This is a genomic window from Variovorax palleresanus (assembly GCF_051144945.1).
Lineage (GTDB): Bacteria > Pseudomonadota > Gammaproteobacteria > Burkholderiales > Burkholderiaceae_C > Variovorax > Variovorax paradoxus_S.
The window spans coordinates 376,415-399,941 of sequence record NZ_JBJNVP010000002.1 but is presented as its reverse complement, the minus strand read 5'-3'; the positions used below and the strand labels follow the sequence as shown (position 1 = coordinate 399,941).

Genomic DNA, 23,527 nt, shown 5'->3' with positions numbered 1-23,527 from the left:
ACTCGCGCGCGCTCGCAGGCCGAACTCGACCTCAAGCGGCTGTGCCTGGTGCGCTGGCCGCAGTGGCGGCGGCGAGTTCGCCCGCCTTGTCTCCCTTCTTGCGCAGAGCCAGTTCGATTTGTTCGAGCACGGTCTCCGGCGCATGCAGCCAATCCTTGGCGAGCACCTGCACCACCTGCCAGCCGAACGCATCGAGCACGCGCGGACGCGAGACGTAGCGTTCGAGCACGTCGCGGTTCTCGTAATGCGTGGCGGTGTCCACGAGGATGCCCAGTGCATAGTGGCCGGCCTCGGGCGCGCGTAGCGCAAGGTCGCAGCGGAAGCGCGACTGGCCCACCTGTTCATCGATTTCGTGGCCACGCGCACGCAGCGCGGCCGCGAGCTGCGCTGTCACCTCGTCGGCACGCGCATGCGGCGCGCTGCCGGCCCGCGTGAGTGGGTTCATGCCTTCGAGCACGCGCCGCGCGGTGGACGAGTCGCCACGCGACAGGCACTCCGCATAGCGCAGGAACTGCTTGAGAGCCGCGGCGCCTTCGTTGTGATCGTTGGTGATCGCCTCGTGGCGAATGGTCGAGACGACCGCCATGTGATGCCGTGCGCGGCTGAAGATCACGTTCAGCCGCTTTTCTCCGCCGCGCTGGTTGATTGGACCGAAATTCATCAGCATGCGGCCCTCGGGGTTCGGGCCGTAGCAGATGCTCAGGATGATGATGTCGCGCTCGTCGCCCTGCACGTTCTCCAGGTTCTTGATGAAGAGACCGTAGAACTGGTCGTCTTCCTCGCGCACGTACTCGGCCTCGAGCCGCGCGGCGAAGTCGCTATCGGTGGCGCCCAGCGCGTCGAGCTCGGCCTCGATTTCGGTCTGCTGCGCTTCCGAGAACGCGACGATGCCGAGGCTGCGCCCGGTCTCGCGCTTCAGCAGTTCGCGCACCAGTTGCGCAATGTGGCGTGCCTCGCCGTCGTTGATGCGGTTTTCATAGACCGCATCGGTCACGCGGTGGAAGCTGATGGCGCGAGAGAGCAGGGCATCGACCTGTGCGGCCACCGATTCGTCCGTCGGGTTGCGCGACTGCACGAGGATCTCGTCGCGCGCGGCCGCGGGCAGGCTGCGGTCCGGAATGGTGAACAGGTTGCCCGCGTAGAAGGCTGCGTTCGAAAAGCCGATCAGCGACTCGTAGCGGCTGCGATAGTGCCAGGCGAGCAGGGTGGCCGGCAGGTTGCGCGCGCCCTGGTTCAACAGGCTGTCGGCATCGAGCACCACGGCGATGCGGTCGCCCTCATCCTCGACCGACACCGTGTCGTCCTCCGGATCGCGGCCTGAGGAGAAGAAGCTCGTCGGCGGGAGCTGCATCTCGTCGCCCACCACGATGATCTGCGGCGCGCGGTAGAGCGCGGGCACGGCTTCTTCCACCGGAATCTGGCTCGCCTCGTCGAAGATCACCACGTCGAACAGATCGGCGGCGAGCGGCAGCGTGTCCGACACCGAGAGCGGGCTCATGAGCCAGATCGGTTTCATGTCGCGCACCACCTGCCCGGTGTCGCCGGAGGCGAGTTCGCGGATGGCCTTGTAGCGCATGGTCTTGCCGAACTCGTGTTCGAGTTCGCGCCGGCCCGCGTTGTAGCTTTTCTTGAAGAGCTTGCCGCCAGCGTCGAGCTGGCTTGCGGGCAGGGCGCTCTTTTGCAAATGGTCGCGAAAGCGCTGGCGCACCGCGGCGGCAAGGGTGCGGGCGTTGCGGTCGAGCAGCTTGCGCTCTCCTTCGGCGAGGCGCTGGGCATGGCGGGCGAGCGCGGCGCTGTCGAAGCGCGGCAGCCAGCGCTCGGTGCGGTAGACGCGTTCCAGGCCTTCGCGGGCCACGGCGTATTCGATGGCGTCTGGCAAGAGCGGCAGCGTGCGCAGGGCCTTGGCCAGGGCGGGGTCGGCATCGGCCAGTTCCTGCAGGTGGGGCAGCACGGTGGGCAGGGTGTCGGCCTGCTCGCGCATCGTGCGGGCCAGCGCTTCGAGCGACGCCAGCGGCTGGGCGGCAGGGTCGGCCAGCAGTTCGTGCCACAGGGCATCGAGCGCGTCCGTGCGCTGCCCGAGGGCGGCCAGTCGTTCGACGTTGCGGCTCGCGCCGGGTTCGGTGCGCAGGTGCGCATGGAAGGCTGCGCGCACGCCGTTGCCGGTGCCGTCGCCGCGGCGCAACGCGTCGAGCTGCTGCAGGAAATCGTCAGGGTCGGTGCAGCCGTAGGTGGCTTCGATCTGCGCCGCCTGCTTGCCGACGGCCGCGCGGGCCGTGTGCTCGGCCAGCAGTTCCTCGAGCACCTGGCTGGGCTGCGGGCGGACTGCGTGCTTGGCGAAGTCATAGCGGCGCTTGAGCTCGCCCGACAGCCGCCACCACGAGGGCTGGAGCCAGCGCAGCAAGGAGCCTTGTTGCGCCTCGGCCTGAGCGAGGCCGGCTTCGGTGTCGCCCGGCGAGAACTTGTCGTGCCAGTGGATCGTGCGTTCGAGGGCTTCCTTGAGCACCTGCTGCAACGCACGGCGCTGCGCCATTGCCTCGCCGAAAGCGAGGCTGGTGGGGTGTGCGGTGTCGAGCAGTGAGAGATGCCCGCGCGCAGCGAGTGCGGCCACGCGGCGTGCGTCGGCCACCACGGCCAGTGCGTCGCCCCAGAGGACGCGGGCGTCGGCGAGCGGCGGCCAGGCTTCGATGAGTGCATCGCGGTGCGGGCCGATCTGCTCGGCCGCACGGTCGCTGAGTTCGACCAATCGCGCAAGCGGCCGCTCCTGCCGCAGCAGCGCCGGCGCGAGCTGCGCGAAGGCATGCTGCGCAAGATACGGCACGCCCAGGCTTTCGGTCACGGCGAGGTGCAGGCGGGCGATCAGGTCGGCATGGCGGCGCCAGGCCGCGAAGGTGGGCAGGGCCTCGGCCTGCAACGGCGTGAGCGCCGGGTCGTGCGGCTTGAGCGCGATCAGCCGTGCCATCAGCGTACGCACCGTCACGGCCAGGTGTTCGGGTGCTTCGCGCATCGTGGCGTCGAACCGCTCCAGCGCCTTCAGGTCGGCGTCCATGGTGTCGACGAGTTGCGTGCGCTCGCGGGTCTCAGCCTCCAGCTCCTCGGGCGCTGCGAGCCAGTGCTCGTAGGTCTTCTTGAGGTTCTGCACGAAGGCCTTCTTGTCGCCCTGCGAGTCGTGGATCATGCAGCAGAGCTCGTCCAGCCCCTGCTGCCGCAGCCGGTGGAACACTACGTCGATGGCGGCGCGCTTCTCGCAGACGAAGAGCACGCGCTGGCCGCGGCCCACGTAGTCGGCGATGAGGTTGGTGATGGTCTGCGACTTCCCCGTGCCGGGCGGCCCCTGGATGATGTAGCTGGTGCCGGTGCGCGCCAGCGCGACGGCGGCGGTCTGCGTGGCGTCGGCCTGCACCACGGGCCATTGGTCGGCCAGCGGCAGCGCGGCCGGCGGTTCGGCATCGACCTGGCGCGGCTGCAGCGAGAACACGCGGTCGAAGGCCTCGCTCGCGATTTCGGTTTCGCTCAGCGCCGAATAGTCGCGCACCAGGGACATCTTGCGATGGTTGAAGTTGCCGAGCGTCACCGAGGTGAGGTCGACGTCCCATTGGTAGGGGTTGCCAGCGCTTTCGCGCAGCGTAAAGGTCTCGCGCTCGGTCTGGGCGGCGGTGGACCCCATCTGCGGTGCGCGCGGCACGGGCCGCGCGCCGACCGCATCGCGCAACGGCAGCGGAACCGGCCGCACCTTCGCGTGAAAGAGCTGAAGGCCGAGCGGGCGGAAGTCGTCGCGCGCGTAGCTGAAGTCCTGCGCCGCGACGGGTTGCGCACCGGGGTTGCGCACGCGGGCACGGCGCTTGAACTGTTCGAGCCGCTGGCGGGCACGCTGATGAATCAGTTCGATCTCGGGCTGCTTCACGAGCCGCAGCTGCACGCCGGGCTCGCTCGCCGCGATCTGTGCGGCGAGCTGAGCATGGAACTGCTCGATGGTGGTTTCGCGCAGATCCACGGTCTCGGGCAGCACGATGCCGTAGAGCTGGCGCAGGTGGTGCCGCAGCGTCGGGTTGACCTGGGCTTCGCTCGAGGCGGCTTCAAGCAGGTACTGGTCTTTCACTCCCTTCTTGCGCGTGAGTTCGACCGACAGCATCAGGAGGGGCGAGGCGATGCGCTCGGCCCGCTCGGTCTCTCCTTCTTTCAGGTTGTGCCAGCGCAGGAAGGCGATCACCAGCGACAGCTGCGAGAAGCCGTATTCGGAGCGGTCGCGCCGTGCCTCCTGCAGGATGCGGTCGAGCGCGCCCGGTAGGTAGGGCTGGTCTTCGAAGCGCAGCCAGCGCGCGAGCGGCACGGGGTCGCAGGTGGCGATGTCGCTCGCAAACCGGCCGTCCCACACGCAGAGCTGGTCGACGCGGATGTTCTTGATGTCGACCACCAGCGGCACGCTCGCCACCGTGAGGTTCACGTGCGTCTGGCTGGGTTTGAAATGCAGCAGGCGGTTGCGTCGCGAGAGGTCGAAGAGGCGGTCGCGCAGATGCAGGCGGATCGCCTGGCGGCGCTGGCCCGCGCCGTCCCTCGCGGGCGCAATGCGGTCGAGGCCGAGGTCCAGCGGCTGGTCGCGGTAGGTTTCTAGCCGGCGGATCACCGAGGGCAGGTCGCGTGCGCGTTCGTGGCGGTCGAGCGCGGTCATCTCGCCGATCACCGCGGCCACCACCGGGTGCAGACGGCGGTTGAGTGCGAACAGGTTGCCGCGGTCCGCGACGAAGCGGCCCAGTTCTTCGGTGTCGGTGAAGTCGAGCCCGCACGAGAGGCTGGCCAGCACCTGGCCGAGGCAGAGGATGTCGGTCAGCGCGTCATGGTGCCCGAAGCGCAACTCCCATGCGGTGTAGCCGGGCAGGTACACGGGGCGCGTCGGCAGGGCGTCGGGCGCGGCGTCGGTCATGACCGCGAGGTTCTCGACCGACAAGCCTTCGTCGGCATCGAGCGTCACGCGGTGCTCGCCGACCACGCGCAGCACGGAGGCGGCGGGCTGTTCCAGAGGAGCGATGGCTCCGCGGTTCTGGCGCGGCTCTGTGCCTGTGGGCTGTGCGAGCGCGAGAGCGGGCGTGTCGTCGACACGGTAGGCGAATACGCTTCCGAGCGCGGCGACCTTGCCTTGCTCGTGCAAGGCGGACACCTCGCGCAGCAGCGGCAGCACGAGGCTCAGCACGTCGTCGGTCTGCAGGCCACCGTGGGCCTCGCCGGTGTCCAGCAGCTGCTGAATGGGAGAGGTGGCGGGTGTCGTCATGCGGATGCGCCCTGAAGATGTTGGGCCGCTGCCTTTTCAAGCAGGGTGGCGGCATCGCGCTTCACGCGGGTCAGGCTGCGCTTGGGAAAGCGTATGTCTTTCACGACGCGCTGTTCGAGCTGGTCGGCGCAGCCCATGGCTTCGGCAAGACCGAGCGCGGCGGCGAGCGTGATGTCGTCGAGGTCGGGGTCGGCCGCGACGAAATCGACCAGCACGCTGGCCAGGTAGTCGTGCACGCCAGCCGGCACCGGCGCGGGCGGCGGCATGGTCGCCGAGGGCGGCGCGAAGTTCGGGAAGAAGCGGCGCGCGTGGGCCAGCAGCGATTCGGAGTGCAGGAACGGGCGTTGCAGCAACTGGGCGATGGTCTCGCGCGTCAGTGCATTGGCGCGCTGCTGGCCGAGCAGGTCGAGCGTGGCGATGTCCAGCGGGCCTTCGAGCGCGCCCGCCAGCCATTCGTCGGCTTCGGGCTGGCGCTCGGTCCACAGGCGCAGCGCCCGCGCCCGCACGAACACCTCGGGGTGACTGGTACCGCGCGTCTGGAGTTCGGGCTCGGCGCAGATCTCGTCGGCCTGCCGCAGGTAGCTTGCCGCATTGACCTGCGCGAGGCCGGTCTGCACCTTGACGAGCGCGGTGACCGCGGGTTCGAGCGCTTCGCAGGCGATGCAGGCACCGCGGTCGGCAAAAGCCTCGGTGTAGAGCCCGTAGCGGCGCGCCGCATGCAGATGGCTCGCGTCGGCGCGGGAGTCGGCCGCCGCGGCCTGCAGGATGCGGTCGACCACGTGGTACTTGCCGCCGTCGCGCTCCCACAGCAGGTAGTGCGCGAGTTCATGGCCGAGCACGGCCTGCAGTTCGGGGCCTTGGAGGCGTTCCAGCAGCGGGCCCGAGAGCACGATGTGCGCCTCGCCGGGCACGAAGTAGAGCGTGGCGTTCATCGTGCCGTCGCCCGCCTGGTAGAGCGTGACGCGCGCCGTGATGCCCAAGCGCAGCGCGGCCGCGGTGCAATGCGCGTGCAGATCGGGATGGGCGTCGGCATCGAGCCGGTACGAATTGCGCAGCAGGTCGGCGCGCACTGCCCCGGCATGCTCCTCGCGCGCTTCAGCCGAGGCAGCCCAGTGCCAGACCTCGGGCTCGTTCGCTTGCAGATGGGCGGCAAGTGCTTGCTGGTAGGGCAGCGGGGTCAGGTCTTCGAGGCGAACGGCGGGAGTGGTTTCGACCATGTCAGGAGCGCCAGGCAATGAGTTGCCGACGATCCTAAACGAGCGGCTGCGGTCCGAACGCCATCCAGCGCGACAGCAACGGAGTTCCGGGCGGCCTCGTGAAAAGGCCACCCGGAACCGTCATGCTGTATCAGCGCTTGGGCCGCAGAGAGACGATCAGCGACGGAAAGATGCGCCCGTCGGTGTCGCGTGGCAGCTTGTCGGTCTTGTGCAGGCCGCGTTCGGCGGCTTCGTCCCAGCTTGGCAATCCACTCGACTTGGTGAGCTTGACGCCGACGATGGTGCCGTCCGGCGCGAGATTCACCTCGAACTCGGCGGCTGGGTTGCCGTTCACCGTCTCCGCATCGGGGAAGGTGATGTTCGGCCGCACCGCTGCGGCAATGCGGCCCGCATAGCCGCTCGACGGCCCCGACGAACGCAGGGCCGTGCCCTTGGAATCGTCGCTGCCGCTCGCGCCCGCCAGGCCCTGCATGCGCTTGAGCGTGGCGGCGCGGTCGGCGGCAGCCTGCTTGGCGGCAGCTTCCTGCTGCTTCTTCGCTTCGGCCTGCTTGGCCTCGGCTTCTTGCTGCTTCTTCTGCTGCTCGGCCAGCTTCTTCTGCTGTTCCTTCTTGCGCTCGGCTTCGTCTTCGGCGCGCTGCTTGGCCTCGAGCTCTTTCTTGCGCTGCTGTTGCTGGCGCTCGAGCTCGCGCTCCTTCTGCTCTTTTTCTTCCTTGAGCTTTTTCTCGCGCTCCAGGGCGATGTCGGGCGCGCGCGGCGGTGGCGCGGGCTCCGGGGCCTTCACTTGCGGCGGCGGGGGCGGTGGTGGGGGCGCAGGCGGCGGCGGTGCGGGGGCGGGCGTGGGCGCCTCCGGTGCGGACAGGCGCGGCGCGGCCTGCTGCACCGTGGAAGACCACAGTTCGGCATCCACCGCGCCGTCGTCGGCCTCGCTGCGCCAGCGCACTCCCCACGTCAGCGCCGCGATCAGGAGCGCATGCGCGACCAGTGCGAGCATCACCGCGCGCGGCGTGCCGCGCTGCGGTGGGGGTGCGAACTCGGGACGATCCAGGGCGAGCGACATGCCTTATTTGCCGCCCGTGGTGGTGACGGACAGGCCCACGCGCTCGATGCCGCTGCGCTTGAGCTGGTTCATCGCCTTCACGACGGTTTCATACTTGACGGACTTGTCGGCGCTGATGACCACGGGGCGCTGGTCGTCGCCCCCCTGGGCGGTCTTGGCTGCGGAGCCGATCTGGGTCATGGGAATCGACGCGCCGCCGCTGCCGGTGGACGGGTCCTTCTTGATCTGCACTTCATCGTCGCTCTTGATGACGATCTCGATCGGCTTGTCGGGCTGCTTGTTGGCGCGGTCGACCGAGGGCAGGTTGATCACGCTCGGCGTGATGAGCGGCGCCGTGACCATGAAGATGATCAGCAGCACCAGCATCACGTCGATGAACGGGACCATGTTGATCTCGTTGATCGTGCGGCGGCCTCGGCCCCGGGATGAAACGGCGGGCATGCGCTGGACCTCCGTTCAGCGGTTGGCCGGAGCCGTCGAAGTTGCCGACGCCACCGCGGCCGGGTTGGCCGAGAGGTTGCGCTGCAGGATGTTGGAGAACTCCTCGATGTAGGTCTCCAGGGCAATGGCGATCTTGTCGATCTCGCGCGCAAAGCGGTTGTAGCCCACCACGGCTGGAATGGCGGCGAACAGGCCGATGGCTGTGGCCACCAGCGCTTCGGCAATGCCGGGCGCCACGGTGGCCAGCGTCACTTGCGCGAGGGCGGCCAGGCCGGTGAAGGCATGCATGATCCCCCAGACCGTGCCGAAGAGGCCGACGTAGGGCGACACCGAGCCGACCGTGGCGAGGAACGAGAGGTTCTGCTCCGCAGCGTCGAGTTCGCGCTGGAAGCTCGCGCGCATGGCGCGGCGGGCGCCGTCGAGCAAGGTGGGGGCGTCGCTCACGTGGCGCTCGCGCAGCTTTTGATACTCGCGCATGCCCGAAGCGAAGATGCGCTCCATGGGGCCTGCGAACTTGGCGTTCTGCGCGGCCGAGGCAAACAGTTCGTTCAGGCTGGTGCCCGACCAGAACTCGCGCTCGAAGTCGTCGTTGAGCGCGCGCATGCGACGCAGGGCAAAGTATTTGCGGATGATCGCGGCCCAGCTGGCGATCGAGACGATCACGAGCAGCAGCACGACCAGTTGCACCACGAAGCTCGCATGGAGCAGGAGATTGACGATGGAGAGATCTTGGTTCATGGCTTGAAAGGTTGAGTCATGGAGCCGCCGCAGCGCTCGAGGGTTCCCGAAACTTGGCTCGGTATGCGCGCGGGGCGCAACGTGGATGCATCCACCCAGCCGATGCGGATCGTGCCTTCGCACAGCAGGACAGGCGCTGAGGCTCCTGTTCGCTCTTGCTCTGTTTTTGATAGCACGCGTTGACCGATTATCAACGACGCGGTGCCCAGTTGTTGAAGGTCGGCTGTAACCAGCAGTTCGTCGTCCAGGCGGGAAGGGCGATGATATTTGAGCTGCGTTTCGCTCACCACGAACTGGCCGCCGGTTTCCTCGCGCAGCTTTCGCTGCTCCACGCCCAGCGAGCGCAGCCACTCGGTGCGGCCGCGTTCCATGAACTTGAGGTAGTTGGCGTAGAACACGATGCCGCCGGCGTCGGTGTCTTCCCAGTAGACGCGGATCGGAAACGCGTAGCTCATCGGGCGGGGTTCGCGATCATGGCCCGCAGGCGTTCGACGGATTCCTGCAGGTGCGCCATCGAACTGGCGGTGGAGAAGCGCACGAACTTGGCTGTCTCGGCGGTGCCGAAATCGCGGCCGGGCGTGACGGCCACATGGGCCCGCTTCATGGTTTCGAAGGCGAAATCCCAGCTGCCCGAAATGCCCAGCTTCTCGGCCACGCCGGTGCAGTCGGCCCAGGCGTAGAAGGCACCGTCGGGCACCACGGGCACGTTGAGGCCCAATGCGTTGAGCTGCGGAATGAACCAGTCGCGGCGCGCCTTGAACTCGGCGCGGCGGCGTTCGTACTCGGCAATGCTCTCGGCCTCGAAGCAGGCGAGAGCCGCGTACTGCGACACGGTGCTTGCGCAGATGAAGAGGTTCTGCGCGAGCCGTTCGACCACGGGCACCAGCACTTCGGGCACCACCAGCCAGCCAAGCCGCCAGCCGGTCATGTTGAAGTACTTGCTGAAGCTGTTGATGCTGATGACGTTGTCGTCGATGGCCAGCGCGGTCTGGCCGAAGGTTTCGTCGTACGACAGGCCCAGGTAGATCTCGTCGATCAGCGTGATGCCGCCGCGCTGCGAGACCACTTCGTGGATGCGGCGCAGCTCATCGGGCGCGATCGAGGTGCCGGTCGGGTTGGAGGGCGAGGCGAGCAGCACGCCACGCGTCTTGTCGGTCCAGGCGGCCTCGACCTTGGCGGCGGTGAGCTGAAAGCGCTCTTCGGCCGTGGTCGGTATCAGCACGGCCTTGCCATCCGCGGCGCTCACGAAGTGGCGGTTGCAAGGGTAGCTAGGGTCGGGCAGCAGGATCTCGTCGCCAGATTCGATCAGTGCGAGGCAGGCCAGTTGCAATGCAGCCGAAGCCCCCGCGGTCACCACGATGCGGTGGGCCGGCACGTCGACGCCGAAGCGCTGCGCATACCAGCCGCTGATGCGCTCGCGCAGCAGGTCGAGGCCGGTGGCCTGGGTGTACTGCGTGGCGCCGGCACGCACGGCGCGCGCGGCGGCTTCCTGCACCAGCGGCGGCGCGGTGAAGTCGGGCTCGCCGATGTTGAGGAAGATCATCGGCCGGTCGGTGTGGGCCACCTCGCGCGCGAGCACGCCGGCGGCCTTGGCGACCTCCATCACGTAGAAGGGTTCGATGCGCTGTGCGCGCGCCGAAATCTTCACGTTCTGGCCTTGCCCGAGGCCCGGTCGGCCTCGACCTCGGCAGCGCGCAGTTGAGGCGCCAGGCCATTGAGCACGGCGTTCACGTACTTGTGGCCGTCGGTGCCGCCGAATTCCTTGGCAAGCTCGATGCACTCGTTGAGCACCACGCGCCACGGCACGTCCAGGCAGTGCTGGAACTCATACACGCCGATCCACATCACCGCATGCTCGATGGGCGAGATCTCTTCGAACTTGCGGTCGAGCAGCGGCCGGATCAGCGCGTCGAGCTGCTCGGCGCCTTCGATGGAGCCATGCAGCAGCGCGTCGTAGTGCGCGGCGTCGGCCTTGTGAAAGCCCGCGAGGTCGCGCGTGAAGTGATCGATCTCGGTCGGGTCGTTGCGGCCCACCAGGTGCTGGTAGAGCGCCTGCAGCGCGAACTCGCGCGCGCGGCTGCGGTTGGACTTGGCCGAAGCCTTGCGCGCGCCGGTGCTGGTGAGTCCGGTGCGCGCCTGGCGCGGCTTGGCGCCTGTTGTCTTGTTGTTGTCTTCGGTCATTTGAGGGAGGCCAGCAATTGCGCCATCTCGACAGCCACCTGGGCCGCATCGCGGCCCTTGTCGGTCTGCCGGGCAATGGCTTGCTCCATGTTTTCGGTCGTGAGGATCGCGTTGGCGATGGGAAGGCGGTGGTCGAGTGCAACGCGGCTCACGCTTGCGCCCGATTCGTTGGCCACCAGTTCGAAGTGGTAGGTTTCGCCGCGGATGATGCAGCCCAGCGCCACCAGCGCGTGGTAGCCGCCGCGCACGGCCATCGCCTGCAGGGCCACGGGCACTTCGAGCGCGCCGGGAACCTGCACATGATGGATGTCGTCCGCGGCCACGCCCAGCTTCTCGAGCTCGGAGAGGCAGGCCGCGGCCAGCGCATCGGTGATGTCGGCGTTGAAGCGCGCTTGCACGATGCCGATGCGCAGCCCTTTTCCGTCGAGCGGCTTTGCATCCGCGCCCTTGTTTGCACCTTGCATGTCGTGTCAGTCTTTCGTGAGGTAGCCGGCAATTTCGAGGCCGTAGCCTGCGGCCATGCTCGGCATGCGGCGGGGCGTGCCGAGCAGGTTCATCTTGTGCACGCCGCATTCGCGCAGAATTTGCGCGCCGATGCCGTAGCTGCGCAGGTCCATGCGGCCGCGCTCGGGGGCTTGCGCGGGGCGCGCGGTGCCGTCGAACTGCGCAAGCAGCTCGCCGGCCGTTTCGCCGCAATTGAGCAGCACGGCCACGCCCTTGCCTTCGTTCGCGATGTGCGCCAGGCTGGCATCCAGGCTCCACGAGTGCAGCGAGCGGTTGATCTCCAGCGCGTCGAGCACCGAGAGCGGCTCGTGCACGCGCACCGACACCGTGTCTTCGGGCGCCCACTTGCCGCGCACCAGTGCAAGGTGCACGCCGCGGCTCGGCTTGTCTGTGAAGGCGTGGGCGGTGAAGGTGCCCCAAGCGGTCTGGATTTCGCGGCAGCCGACCTTCTCGACCAGCGATTCGGTGCGACTGCGGTGCTCGATGAGCGCGGCAATGGTGCCGATCTTGAGCCCGTGCTCGGCCGCAAAGATCTGCAGGTCGGGCAGGCGCGCCATGGTGCCGTCTTCGTTCATCACCTCGCAGATCACCGAGGCGGGCGAGCAGCCGGCCATGGCCGCGAGGTCGCAGCCGGCTTCGGTATGGCCGGCGCGCATGAGCACGCCGCCGTCCACCGCCTGCAGCGGAAAGATGTGGCCGGGCTGCACCAGGTCGCTGGCCACGGCGTTGCGCGCCACGGCCGCCTGCACGGTGCGCGCGCGGTCGGCGGCCGAGATGCCGGTGGTCACGCCCTCGGCCGCTTCGATCGAAACGGTGAAGGCGGTCGAGTGCTTGGCGCCGTTGCGGGACACCATGGGCGGCAGCTGCAGCCGCTCGCACATTTCGCGCGAGAGCGTGAGGCAGATCAGTCCGCGCGCATGGCGCGCCATGAAGTTGATGGCGTCGGGCGTGATGTGGTCGGCCGCGATGACGATGTCGCCTTCGTTCTCGCGGTCTTCTTCATCGACCAGGATCACCATGCGGCCGGCGGCGAGCTCGGCCACGATCTCCTCGACGGAGGAAATCGGCGCCGGGGCCCGCGAGCTGCGGGGCGCGCCGATGGGCGTGACGGAAGCGTTCATTCGGCAGTGTCCTTGGAATACGTGGATTGCGCAGATTGCGTGGAGGCCATGGATGCGGGCGCAAGAACGCCGGCCTGAAGCATGCGCTCCACGTAGCGCGCCACGGTATCGATTTCGAGGTTGACCTGGGAGCCCGCCTTCAGGTCGCCCAGCGAAGTGTTCTCGACGGTGTGCGGAATCAGGTTGATGCTGATCTCGCTGCCGCCTGTGTTGTCGGACACGCTGTTGACGGTCAGGCTCACGCCGTTGATCGTGATGGAGCCCTTGTACGCCAGAAAGCGCGCCAGAGCGGGCGGCGCCAGCACGCGCAGCTCCCAGCTTTCGCCGACGGGCGCAAAGTGGCTCACCGTGCCGATGCCGTCCACATGGCCCGAGACGATGTGGCCGCCCAGCCGGTCGCTGGCGCGCAGCGCCTTCTCGAGGTTGATGCGGGCGCCGTCTTCGGTGAGGCCCGCGGTCTTGTCGAGGGATTCGGCGGAAATGTCGATGGTGAACTGCTGCTGCGCCGGATCGAGGGTGGTGACGGTCATGCAGGCGCCGTTGAGCGCGATGCTGTCGCCGAGCCCGACATCGTCGAGATACCCGTCGGGCACCGAAATGCCGAGTCTTTTGCCGTAGGAGGAGGAGGAGGGGCCGAGGTCGTGGATGGCGGCGATGCGCCCCACGCCGGTAATGATTCCGGTGAACATTCGCACATTTTCGCAGATGCGTGAGCCCCCCGGCTTTTCGCGGTGCTTTGAGCCGATGTGATCCGCCCCTGAAAGTGCAAGGCGCTTAGAAGTTGTCGCGTCCGCTCACCCGCGACACGATCCGGAGATCCGGTCCAAGCATCTCCACCGACTTGAATTCGAGCGGCAGCGCGCCCGCCAGCGAGGTGAGCGGACCCTCGGCATGCAGGTGGCTCGCCATGTCGAGGCCGCTGCCGATCAGCTTGGGTGCCAGATACACCAGCAGTTCGTCGACGCAGCCTTCGCGAATCAGCGAGCCATTGAGCTTGTGGCCGGCTTCGACGTGAAGCTCGTTGACCCCGCGCTGAGCCAGGTCGTGCAGCATGGCGGCCAGGTCGACCTTTCCGCTTGCGTTGGGCAGGCAGGTGATCGTGGCGCCCCGTGCTTCCAGCGCCTTGGCGCGGGCTTCGTCGCGCACTGCGGCATAGATCCAGACCGGCCGGCCTGCTATGAAAACATGAGCATCTGGCGGCGTCTGCAGATGGCTGTCGACCACCACAAGGTGCGGCTGACGCGGCGTGTCGACCAGGCGCACGTCGAGGCGGGGGTTGTCTTCGAGCACGGTGCCCACGCCCGTCAGTACCGCGCTGGCACGGGCGCGCCAGGCGTGGCCGTCGGCGCGGGCGGCTTCGGCGGTGATCCATTGGCTCACGCCATTGGCCAGGCCGGTCTTGCCGTCGAGCGAGGCCGCCACCTTGAGGCGCACCCAGGGCAGCTTGCGGACCATGCGGCTGAAGAAACCGATGTTGAGCTCGCGCGACTCGGCGGCGCCGGGGCCGGTTTCCACCTGGACGCCGGCCGCACGCAGGCGGGCGAAGCCTTGGCCCGCCACCAGCGGATTCGGATCGGCCAGCGATGCCACGACCCGGCCGATGCCGGCCGCGACGAGGGCGTCGCAGCAGGGGCCGGTGCGCCCGTGGTGCGAGCAGGGCTCGAGCGTGACGTACGCGGTGGCGCCCTTGACCTCATTTCCCTTGGCCGCCGCATCGCGCAGCGCCATCACTTCGGCATGCGGCCCACCGGCCTGCTGCGTATGGCCCTGGCCCAGCACGCGGCCCGCTGCGTCGCACAGCACGCAGCCGACGCGCGGGTTGGGGTCGGTCAGCAACAGCGCGGCGGAAGCCAGCCGCAAAGCGGTGGCCATGTGCTGCGCGTCTTGTGCTTCTTGTTCGGGGGAGGGCATGGGCTGCGAGAGGAGGAATTAATTAACACCGGAGCCGCCGGATCATACGAGCGGCAGTCAAAAGCGGACGAACGGCAAATGCACTGCCGAAGGCGACGCCTACGCTGCGGATTCGATGGCGCGAATAAAGAAGCAACACAAGTTGCAAGACGGGAGGACATCGACAAATGACGACCCCAAGGCGGTCCGGTGCGGGCTTCTCGCTCGTGGAGGTGCTCGTTTCGGTCGCGGTGCTGAGCATTGGCCTGCTCGGCGCGGTCGGCATGCTGCTGGCTGCGGTGCGCGCGGGCAAGGAGGCCGCTACGTTCAACGCGGCGGTCGGGCTCGTGCGCGACCTGTCCGAGAAGGTTCGCATGAATCCGGGTGTCGCGGCAGGCAACGGTGCGGCCAACACCTACCTGGTCGAGCACTCGGCGGATAGCGCCGCCGTGAGCCCCGCGACCGGCGGCTGTGCGGCGCCGGGCGCGACCTGCGACGCAGCGGGCCTGGCCGCGTGGGACGTCGATGAATGGACACGCCGAGTCGCCAAGGCGTTGCCTGGCGTCCGGGTGCGCGTGTGCTTCGACGACAAACCCTGGAACGCGGCGGCCGGCGAATTTGCCTGGAGATGCAGCCAGAGCGGCCGCAGCCTGATCGCAAAGCTCGGCTGGGCATCGCACGCGAATGAATCAATCGGCAAGCAAAAGGGCGAACCGCAACGAGAGCTTCCACCTCGCCTCGTGATGCAGCTGGTCTCCGGCTGGGCACAGGATGGTCATGACGGGTCCTGATACCGCGCGGCTGGGCGGCCACCGAGGCATGTCGCTCGTCGAGCTGCTGGTCGCGATGGCTGTCGGACTCCTCGTCGTGCTTGCGGCGACTGCAACCTTCCTCGGCAGCAAGCAGCTCTTCGTTGCCAACGCGGAAGCGCAGGCGGTGGAAGATTCGCTGAGGTTCGCAGGTTTCGTCGTCCGGGGCATCGTGCGCCAGGCCGGATATTCCGACTACGCGCCCGATCACGCCGCCGCGGACGGCACCGTGGTCATTGCCAGCAGCGCCAATCTGGCGGCATCTCCGGACGATCCGTCCGACCTCGACATCGTCGGCGCGAGCAATGCCAAGGTCAGCGCTGCCGGCGAAAGCCACGGCACCCACAACAGCAAGGGCGTGAACGGAAGCGACTCGCTTCGCGTGCGCTTCTTCGGCCGCAGCCGCACTGGAGGCGACGGCACCGAGCCCGACGGCACCATGGTCGACTGCATGGGGATCGCGCAGGCCGGGCCGTCTGCCGGGAAGCCGGCGCTTGCCGATCGTGCGTGGAGCTTCTTTCACGTCGCCGAAGCGGCCGACAAGGAGCCCGAGCTCTATTGCAAGTACCACAGCGAAACGGTGGACACGTTCAAGTCCGAGCCGCTCGCGCGCGGCATCGAAGTGTTCAAGGTCGTCTATGCCTACGACGTCAACGGCGATGGCGTGCCCGAGCGCTGGCTCGACGCCGCGCAACTGGAAGCGCAGGCAAGATCGGTTGCCGCCATCAACGCCGAATGGCGCAAGGTCGTCGGTCTTCGCATCGGCATGGTCGCGCGAAGTGGCCGCAACAACAGTGGGCCGCGTCTGCAGGGCGAGACGCTCTACCCCTTGGGCGCGGAGTTTTCAGGCACGAGTTTCAAGCCCCCGGCCGATGGCAGGCTGCGTCGCACCTCGACCTTCACCGTCATGCTGCGCAACGTCATGAAGGAGCCGGCGCCATGAGCCGGACGGATCGCTTGTCGCAACGAGGCTTCTCGTTGATCGTGGTGCTGTTGATGCTGGTCATTGCGATGGTGCTGGGCATCGGTGCGGCACAGGTTTCGCTGGTGGGCGAGCGAAGCGCGCGCAACGACCGCGACACCGAGGTTGCGTTCCAGGCCGCGGAAGCCGCGCTCGTCGACGCCGAACGAGACGTGCTCGGCCCCAATTCCAGCGCGGCCCAGCGCCTCTGTCTTTTCAGCGGCAGCGATATCTCGGCCTTCGTTCCCGGATGCGGTGGCGCGGGCATGCGCCAAGGGCTGTGCGCGCCGGCCGAGTCCGGCGACAAGCCAGCGTGGATGACCGCCGACTTCGCTGCCGACAGCACGACATCCGTCGTCTACGGCACCTTCACCGGACAAGCCTATGCCGCTGGCGACGGGGCTGCGGACGTACGCGCCGGGACATTGCCCGCGCGCGCGCCGCGCTACATCGTCGAGGCGGTTCGCAATCTCGGCGGCTGGCAGTCGGGCCAGTTGCAGAGCGCGAGTGCGCGCAATGCCTCGCATCTCTTTCGCGTCACGGCCATCGGCTACGGCATGCAAGAGGACACGCAAGTGGTGCTGCAGACCAATTTGTACAAGTCGGGCGCGAGCCCGGGCTGCCCTTCCTGAGTTCTTCATCTTGAAACGGAACCCGAATGCGTTCTCTTGAAAGCTGCGGCATCGCGGCTGCGGTCGTTGCGGCCTTGGCCCTTTGCAACGCTCCATGCGCTTTGGCGGCGGAGCAGGTCGAGTTTCCGGGCGAACCGCTGTCTTCCATGGCATCGCGCGCCGATCCGAACCTGGTGCTCGATCTCGCGCTGGAGTTCTCGAACGCCGGTGCGGCGTATCGCGGCAGCTTCGACTGGAAGAAGGTCTACCGCGGCTATTGGGATCCGATGGCCTGCTACGGCTATGCGGCGGCCGATGGTTATTTCAGGCGCCTTGCACCTGCGGTGAAGCTCGCCGACGGCGAAATTGCATGCGCCAATCAGTGGAGCGGCAATTTGCTGAACTGGGCGGCCATCTCCACCATCGACGTGCTGCGACTCGCCTTGACAGGCGGAGACCGCGTGGTGGACGAAGCCGGCCGCACCGTGCTGCAGCGCGCGGTGCTGCAAGAAGATTTCTATCGCAGCAGCTACTTTCCCGACAAGGCCGTGACGGGCAACCTGGACAAGCTCACGCCGCTCGTCGCGGACAGCCGCACGGGCGTTCGCGCGGCAGGCACTGTTCACTTCAACCATTGTCTCGACCGCATGTTCGTCGGGCCGAGCGCCAGCGGCGGTTGCGCAAGCCCCGGTACCGACCAGCAATATGGCCCGGGCGCTGCGAGTGCACCTTACTTTGCGCGGGTCGAGGTTTGCACGGCGGCAGAGGCCGCGACGCGCATCGATCTCTGCCTCAAATACCCGGGCGGCCAATTCAAGCCCGTGGGCGAAATCCAGCGCCATTCGAGTCGCATGCGCTTCGCCGTTTTCGGCTACCTGCTGGACAACGACCCGGCGCGCTACGGCGGCGTGCTGCGCGCGCCGATGAAATACACGGGGCCTCGGAAGCTCGACGCCGGCCTCGACAGCGTGGACAACCCCCGGGCCGAGTGGAACGCGACGACTGGCGTCTTCATCGACGATCCCGATGCGGCTGCGCAGGGTGGCCGATACAGCGGCATCGTCAACTACCTGAACCGGTTCGGGCGCGGCGGCGCCTACAAGAAGTTCGACCCTGCGGGCGAGCTCTACTACGAGTCGCTGCGCTACCTGCAGGCCAAGGCTCCGACGCCGGAAGCCCTGGCGGGCGTGGTCGCAACGAACGATCCCCGCAAGGACGGGCTGCCGGTCTCCAACGACACGGCCGCATGGCGCGATGAAAGCCGCAAGAGCAGCTGGGACCCGGTGGCGGCCAGCTGCCGCAAGAACCACATCCTGGCGATCGGTGATCTCGATACGCACGACGACCATTCCTTGCCAGGCATGCCCGGCGGCGGCCGCGGCTTCAGCAGCGCGTCGTTCGAGCCGGACACCGCCTACTGGACACGACTCGTCGGTGCGTTCGAAAACCGCGAAGCGTTTTCCTATGCGCATCCTTCGGAGAGGACCGGCCTTGCCACCACCGGCAACCGAGGCCTTCCGGCCTTCAACTACAAGGGCGGCGCGCAACTGACGTCGGGCACCATCGCCGGCGCGGAAACAGGCACAGAAAGGGGCTCGTTCGGCATGGCGGGTCTGGCCTACTGGGCCAATACGCAGAAGATCCGCGCCGATTTTTCCGAGGCCCGAGTCCAGACCTTCGGCATCGATCTGGATGCGAGCGGGCAGGGCGCCATTCGGCAGGGCCAGCGTGGCAGCGCCCTGTACCTCGCGTCCAAATACGGTGGCTTCGTGGACAGCAACGGCGACGGCAATCCGTTCGTCGCATCGGGTGGCGGTGGCCGGGCGGACGTGGGCAGCAATGCCGAATGGGCCGAAGGCCTCGACGACGACGGCCAGCCGAAGCCGTCCAACTACTTCCTCGCCGGCGAGCCGCACCAGCTACTGGCCGCAATCCGCAAGGTGTTCCAGTCGGCGGCCGCGCCATCGGGCGGAAGCACGGCGGACGCGGCAATCTCTTCGAACCGCATCGGAGCGACGGGCGCCAGTCTTTACGTGGCCCGGTTCAGCGGGCGCAGATGGTCGGGAACGTTGCTGGCGTATCCACTGGCCTACGACGCAGGCTCGGGCACCGTTCGCCAGGCCGAGGAGCCCAGCTGGGACGCGGGAGCCTTGCTGACCGGCGATGCATCGGCCCAACCTGCAGTGCCTGCGCGCGAGCCGGCGGACCGAAGCATCTTCACCCTCTCGGCTGCCGGCGTCGGCGCGCCTTTTCAGTGGAACGCACTGGACAAGGCGCTGCAAAGCGCCTTGAACGCCGAGCCCTATGCCGTGCCAGCAGCAACCGATGGCCTGGGCGCCGAGCGGCTGGCCTACCTGCGCGGCGACCGGCGCAAGGAGCTTTCTGCGCCAGGTGGGACCTTCCGCGTGCGCGATTCGGTGATGGGCGACGTTGCCAATTCGAACCCGCTCTTCGTCGGCCCTCCGAGCCCGAACGTGCGAGGCGCCGGGTACCAACAGTTTCTCGATGCTCACAAGGCAAGGCCGCAGGCCGTGTACGTCGGCGCCAACGACGGCATGCTGCATGCATTCTCGGCCGCCACGGGCAACGAGCTTTTCGCCTATGTTCCCCGCTCGGTGTCTTCGAAGCTGGCCGGCTACACCTCGCCCGGCTATGCGCACCAGGCCCATGTCGACGGCTCGGCCGCGGCGGTAGAGGCGCGAATGGCCAGCGGTGCCTGGAAGACGGTGCTGGTCTCCGGCACGGGGGCAGGGGCTGCCGGCGTTTTTGCGCTCGACATTTCCGACCCTGCCGCCTTTTCGGCGGACAAGGTCTTGTGGGAGTTCACCGGCGCGGACGATGGCGACATGGGCCATGTGCTCCAGGCGCCGCGCATCATGAAGTTCCGTGTGTCCGCAGCGACTCGCACCCAGCCCGCGGCGTACGCCTGGTTCGCGGTTGTTCCCTCCGGGTTCAACAACGCAAATATTGAGAAGCGGAGCGCGCTGTTCCTGCTCTCGCTCGACAAACCGGCCGGTGCTGCATGGAAGCGGGGCCTCAACTATCACAAGATCATGCTGCCCGCACCGGCAGACAGCACGCTCGTGAATGCCTTGGCAACACCCGGCGACTTTGCCGCGGCGGACGGCTGGGCACGCTGGCTGTACGCCGGCGACACGCAAGGCAACCTCTGGAAGTTCGACTTCACGGGCAATGCGCCGTGGAGCGAAGCCAACGCACTCGGGCTGGGCAGCCTTCCATTGATGGTCGCGACATCGGGCGGCGCAAACGCGAAGCGCCAGCCCATCACCGTGGCGCCCGAAGTCGGGGTGGGGCCGAACGGCGGCGCCATCGTGCTGTTCGGTACCGGCAAGTTCGTGAGCGCCGAAGACATGGGCCGGGCCAGCCGCGGCGCGCAGAGCCTGTACGGCGTGTACGACAGCGGCACTGCGATTCCCGCCAGCGAAACGCGTACGCAACTGCAGGCGCGGCGGGCTGTTGCCGCCGCGGGCCAATCGTTGCCGGCCATCGTGGGCGAGCCCTTCGTCTATGGCGTAGGCACCAGCCGCGCCGTGAGCCGCCGCGGCTGGTACTTCGACTTCCCGGGCGCGCTGGAACTGGGCGAGCGGCAGGTCTCGCGGTTGGCGCTGAGCGACGGATATCTGTTCTTCAACACGCTGATACCGAATGCCGAAGCATGCGGCGCCAACGGCGGCGGCCGAAGCTGTTCGGTGAACGCGATGACCGGCCTGTCGCAAGGCGGAACCTGCGTTCCTTCGAGCGTCGGGCTGCTGTCGTCGCCTCTTCTGGTCGAACTGGGCGAGGGCGCCTACACGGCCACCGATGCGTTCGGGCGCCGAACGGAAACGAAGAAGGTGTCCGTCATCAACGTCGGTGTGCCGGGCGGCTCGCGCGGGGTCCGTATTTCCACGGCGCGCCCCGTGGAGGGCGGCCAGGTCTCCCAGGTGTCCGGACGCCTGAACTGGCGCCAGATTGCCGACTACCGGAGTGCGAAACCATGAAGACCGTGCAACGCGGTGCCAGGCGCAGCCACGGCTTCACCCTGATCGAAGCGATGATCGTGGTTGCGATCGTCGCCATCCTGGCCGCAATCTCCTACCCGTCATACCTGGACTTCATGCGCAAAGGCTGGCGCACCGAGGCGCGGTCGGCCCTGGTGCAGCAGATGCAGCAGCAGGAGCGCAACTACACCCTGAGCGGGCAGTACAAGCGCTACGAAGGCGGCTCCGGCGAGGGCGGCGCAGGCGGCAAATACCTGGTCCAAAGCGGCAATTGCGAGGGGCAGGACAGCATCGATCGCTGCGTCAGGCTGACCGCAACCCCCAGGCCGGGCCTCTCCGATCCGGAGGTCGGGGCGCTCTGGCTCGACAGCACGGGCGACAAGGGCTGTGACGGCACCGCGCCAAGCAGGTGCTGGCAATGAAGCGCTGCGCGCCGTTGCGCAGGCCGCGCAGCGGCTTCACGCTGGTGGAATTGATGGTGGTCATCGCCATCGCGGCGATCCTCGGCTCGCTCGGCGTACCGGCATTTCGCGATCTGCTGCTCAACCAGCGCCTGGCGGCCGCGTCCAGCGGTTTTGTCGCCGCGCTGAATCTCGCCCGCACCGAAGCCATTCAACGTTCGCAGAGGGTTCACGTCGTGGCGCTGACCGCAAATGACTGGTCGAGCGGATGGGCGGTGCGGGCGGGAACGGATGCCGCACCGCAGATAGTGCGCAACTTCGAAAAGCTCCCGGCCGGTGTCGGCATCGATGCGGGGCTTGGAGATGGTTTTGTGCAGGGCCTGGACTACGACAGCAACGGCTTCTCGCGCCGGGCGGGGGGCTCGGGCTTCGGCGCCGGCTGCCTGACCTTGAAGGCGGAGTCGGGCCGCAGGGCGTCCATCGTCGTGTCGGCCTCGGGCCGCGCGAGAGTCTGCAATCCCGACCTCAAGGGCGATTGCGGAAGCGGCGCCTGCGGCAAGGACAGCCAATGAACCCGCCGCACGCGAACGGCGGACCGGCTCCGCTCAAATGTCCCGCAGCAGCTGCCTGAACTCGTCCACGTCTTCGAAGCTCCGGTACACGGAGGCAAAGCGCACGTAGGCCACCTTGTCGAGCTTCTTGAGCTCGCGCATCACGAGTTCGCCGACCTTGGTCGAATCGATTTCACGCAAGCCGCTGGCAAGCAGCTTCTGCTCGATGCGGAGCAATGCGTTGTCGATCTGCTCGATGCTCACCGGCCGCTTGCGCAGCGCCAGCATCATCGAGGCGCGAACCTTGGACGATTCGAAGTCGGCGCGGCTGCCGTCCTTCTTGACGACGACTGGAAAGTTGACGTCCGGCCGCTCATAGGTGGTAAAGCGCTTGTCGCAGGCGCTGCACTGGCGGCGCCTGCGCACGAAGTCGGCGTCTTCCGACACGCGGGTCTCGACGACCTGCGTTTCGAGATGACCGCAAAAAGGGCATTTCATGCGGCCACGTCTTCCTGGGTCAGCGGTAGACCGGGAACCGGCTTGTCAGCGCGTGGACCTTGGCGCGAACCGCATCGATGTTGGCGGCGTCGCGCGGGTTCTCCAGTACGTCGGCCACCAGGTTCGCGGTGATGCGCGCCTCTTCGTCCTTGAAGCCGCGGGTGGTCATGGCGGGGGTGCCAATGCGCACGCCGCTCGTCACCATCGGCTTTTCGGGGTCGTTGGGAATCGCGTTCTTGTTGATCGTCATGTGGGCGCTGCCCAGCACGGCTTCGGCTTCCTTGCCGGTGATGCCCTTGGAGCGCAGGTCGACCAGCATGACGTGGCTTTCGGTGCGGCCGCTCACGATGCGCAGGCCGCGCTCGGTCAGTGTGTCCGCCACGATCTGGGCGTTCTTGACCACTTGCTGCTGATAGGCCTTGAACTCAGGCGCCATCGCTTCCTTGAACGCGACGGCCTTGGCGGCGATCACGTGCATCAGCGGGCCGCCTTGCAGGCCCGGGAAGATGGCGCTGTTGATGGCCTTCTCGTGCTGCGACTTCATCAGGATGATGCCGCCGCGCGGACCGCGCAGGCTCTTGTGGGTGGTGGACGTCACCACGTCGGCGTGCGGCACCGGGTTGGGGTACACGCCCGCGGCCACCAGGCCCGCATAGTGGGCGATGTCGACCATGAAGATCGCGCCGACGTCCTTGGCCACCTTGGCGAAGCGCTCGAAGTCGATGCGCAGCGAATAGGCCGAGGCGCCCGCGATGATCAGCTTGGGCATGTGCTCGTGCGCCTTGCGTTCCATCGCGTCGCAGTCGATGGCTTCGTTGGCGTCCAGGCCGTAGCTCACCACGTTGAACCACTTGCCGCTCATGTTGAGGGGCATGCCGTGGGTCAGGTGGCCGCCTTCGGCCAGGCTCATGCCCATGATGGTGTCGCCGGGCTTCAGGAAGGCGAGCATCACGGCTTCGTTGGCCGAGGCGCCGCAATGCGGCTGCACGTTGGCGGCGTCGGCACCGAAGATCTGCTTGATGCGGTCGATGGCCAGCTGCTCGGCCACGTCGACGTGTTCGCAGCCGCCGTAGTAGCGCTTGCCGGGGTAGCCTTCGGCGTACTTGTTGGTGAGCTGCGAGCCTTGGGCGGCCATGACGGCTGGCGAGGCGTAGTTTTCGCTCGCGATCAGCTCGATGTGGTGTTCCTGGCGCGCGTTTTCGGCCTGGATGGCAGCCCAGATTTCGGGATCGGTCTGTTCGACCAGGATATTGCGGTGATACATGGCAGTCCTTTGAAGACGA

Annotated in this window: 20 protein-coding genes; 6 read left to right on the top strand and 14 right to left on the bottom strand. The window is 67.5% G+C overall.

Translation table 11 applies throughout. The features are described from left to right. Positions 1-31: 31 nt before the first annotated feature. The 12 genes from ACJ7Z0_RS05690 to ribD form a co-directional block, all read right to left on the bottom strand. Positions 32-5,263, bottom strand: coding sequence for a PDDEXK-like endonuclease domain-containing protein (locus tag ACJ7Z0_RS05690; RefSeq protein WP_434789040.1), 5,232 nt, complete (start codon positions 5,261-5,263; stop codon positions 32-34). Next, positions 5,260-6,480 (bottom strand): SprT-like domain-containing protein, encoded by a 1,221-nt coding sequence (locus tag ACJ7Z0_RS05685; protein WP_434789039.1) that lies wholly within the window; start codon positions 6,478-6,480, stop codon positions 5,260-5,262. Before ACJ7Z0_RS05685 ends, ACJ7Z0_RS05690 begins: the two co-directional genes overlap by 4 nt. A 130-nt stretch (positions 6,481-6,610) precedes the next feature. Next, positions 6,611-7,537, bottom strand: a complete 927-nt coding sequence (gene tolA, locus ACJ7Z0_RS05680) for a cell envelope integrity protein TolA (RefSeq protein ID WP_431130781.1) — start codon at positions 7,535-7,537, stop codon at positions 6,611-6,613. A 3-nt stretch (positions 7,538-7,540) separates the two neighbouring features. Next, positions 7,541-7,978 (bottom strand): ExbD/TolR family protein, encoded by a 438-nt coding sequence (locus ACJ7Z0_RS05675; protein WP_055806077.1) that lies wholly within the window; start codon positions 7,976-7,978, stop codon positions 7,541-7,543. 15 nt (positions 7,979-7,993) lie between these two features. Then, on the bottom strand, positions 7,994-8,716 hold the full coding sequence (tolQ, locus tag ACJ7Z0_RS05670; RefSeq protein WP_434789038.1) for a protein TolQ: 723 nt from the start codon (positions 8,714-8,716) through the stop codon (positions 7,994-7,996). Beyond that, positions 8,713-9,171, bottom strand: a complete 459-nt coding sequence (locus ACJ7Z0_RS05665) for a YbgC/FadM family acyl-CoA thioesterase (protein WP_055806080.1) — start codon at positions 9,169-9,171, stop codon at positions 8,713-8,715. The genes tolQ and ACJ7Z0_RS05665 overlap by 4 nt, the downstream gene beginning before the upstream one ends. Then, the gene (locus ACJ7Z0_RS05660) at positions 9,168-10,364 is read right to left on the bottom strand and encodes a pyridoxal phosphate-dependent aminotransferase (protein WP_434789037.1); all 1,197 of its coding nucleotides are present in this window, start codon (positions 10,362-10,364) and stop codon (positions 9,168-9,170) included. The genes ACJ7Z0_RS05665 and ACJ7Z0_RS05660 overlap by 4 nt, the downstream gene beginning before the upstream one ends. Further along, a complete protein-coding gene (nusB, locus tag ACJ7Z0_RS05655) occupies positions 10,361-10,897 on the bottom strand; it encodes a transcription antitermination factor NusB (RefSeq protein ID WP_434789036.1) in 537 nt (178 codons plus the stop codon). The genes ACJ7Z0_RS05660 and nusB overlap by 4 nt, the downstream gene beginning before the upstream one ends. Then, positions 10,894-11,361 carry a 6,7-dimethyl-8-ribityllumazine synthase gene (ribH, locus tag ACJ7Z0_RS05650; RefSeq protein ID WP_434789035.1) on the bottom strand — a complete coding sequence of 156 codons (468 nt, stop codon included), beginning with the start codon at positions 11,359-11,361 and terminating at the stop codon, positions 10,894-10,896. The genes nusB and ribH overlap by 4 nt, the downstream gene beginning before the upstream one ends. 6 nt (positions 11,362-11,367) lie before the next feature. Continuing rightward, positions 11,368-12,522: a bifunctional 3,4-dihydroxy-2-butanone-4-phosphate synthase/GTP cyclohydrolase II gene (ribBA, locus tag ACJ7Z0_RS05645; RefSeq protein ID WP_434789034.1), complete on the bottom strand. Its 1,155-nt coding sequence runs from the start codon at positions 12,520-12,522 to the stop codon at positions 11,368-11,370. Next, positions 12,519-13,211, bottom strand: a complete 693-nt coding sequence (locus tag ACJ7Z0_RS05640; RefSeq protein WP_434789033.1) for a riboflavin synthase — start codon at positions 13,209-13,211, stop codon at positions 12,519-12,521. The genes ribBA and ACJ7Z0_RS05640 overlap by 4 nt, the downstream gene beginning before the upstream one ends. 85 nt (positions 13,212-13,296) lie before the next feature. Continuing rightward, positions 13,297-14,433, bottom strand: a complete 1,137-nt coding sequence (gene ribD, locus ACJ7Z0_RS05635; protein ID WP_434789032.1) for a bifunctional diaminohydroxyphosphoribosylaminopyrimidine deaminase/5-amino-6-(5-phosphoribosylamino)uracil reductase RibD — start codon at positions 14,431-14,433, stop codon at positions 13,297-13,299. A gap of 167 nt (positions 14,434-14,600) precedes the next feature. Between ribD and pilV the strand changes: the two genes are divergently transcribed. From pilV to ACJ7Z0_RS05605, 6 genes are read left to right on the top strand one after another with little or no spacing between them, the layout of a single operon-like run. Continuing rightward, a complete protein-coding gene (gene pilV / locus ACJ7Z0_RS05630) occupies positions 14,601-15,203 on the top strand; it encodes a type IV pilus modification protein PilV (RefSeq protein ID WP_434789031.1) in 603 nt (200 codons plus the stop codon). Beyond that, entirely contained in the window at positions 15,190-16,164 is a 975-nt protein-coding gene (locus ACJ7Z0_RS05625; protein WP_434789030.1) for a PilW family protein, read from the top strand. The genes pilV and ACJ7Z0_RS05625 overlap by 14 nt, the downstream gene beginning before the upstream one ends. Continuing rightward, positions 16,161-16,814, top strand: a complete 654-nt coding sequence (locus ACJ7Z0_RS05620) for a pilus assembly PilX family protein (protein ID WP_434789029.1) — start codon at positions 16,161-16,163, stop codon at positions 16,812-16,814. Before ACJ7Z0_RS05625 ends, ACJ7Z0_RS05620 begins: the two co-directional genes overlap by 4 nt. Positions 16,815-16,840: 26 nt before the next feature. Further along, positions 16,841-20,794, top strand: coding sequence for a pilus assembly protein (locus tag ACJ7Z0_RS05615; RefSeq protein ID WP_434789028.1), 3,954 nt, complete (start codon positions 16,841-16,843; stop codon positions 20,792-20,794). After that, the gene (locus tag ACJ7Z0_RS05610; protein ID WP_434789027.1) at positions 20,791-21,216 is read left to right on the top strand and encodes a type IV pilin protein; all 426 of its coding nucleotides are present in this window, start codon (positions 20,791-20,793) and stop codon (positions 21,214-21,216) included. Before ACJ7Z0_RS05615 ends, ACJ7Z0_RS05610 begins: the two co-directional genes overlap by 4 nt. Then, a complete protein-coding gene (locus tag ACJ7Z0_RS05605) occupies positions 21,213-21,767 on the top strand; it encodes a GspH/FimT family pseudopilin (RefSeq protein WP_434789026.1) in 555 nt (184 codons plus the stop codon). The genes ACJ7Z0_RS05610 and ACJ7Z0_RS05605 overlap by 4 nt, the downstream gene beginning before the upstream one ends. Before the next feature lie 33 nt (positions 21,768-21,800). On the opposite strand, the gene nrdR is transcribed toward ACJ7Z0_RS05605, so the two are convergent. After that, positions 21,801-22,244: a transcriptional regulator NrdR gene (nrdR, locus tag ACJ7Z0_RS05600; RefSeq protein ID WP_431130806.1), complete on the bottom strand. Its 444-nt coding sequence runs from the start codon at positions 22,242-22,244 to the stop codon at positions 21,801-21,803. 19 nt (positions 22,245-22,263) lie between these two features. Beyond that, a complete protein-coding gene (gene glyA, locus ACJ7Z0_RS05595) occupies positions 22,264-23,508 on the bottom strand; it encodes a serine hydroxymethyltransferase (RefSeq protein WP_434789025.1) in 1,245 nt (414 codons plus the stop codon). Positions 23,509-23,527: the final 19 nt, after the last annotated feature.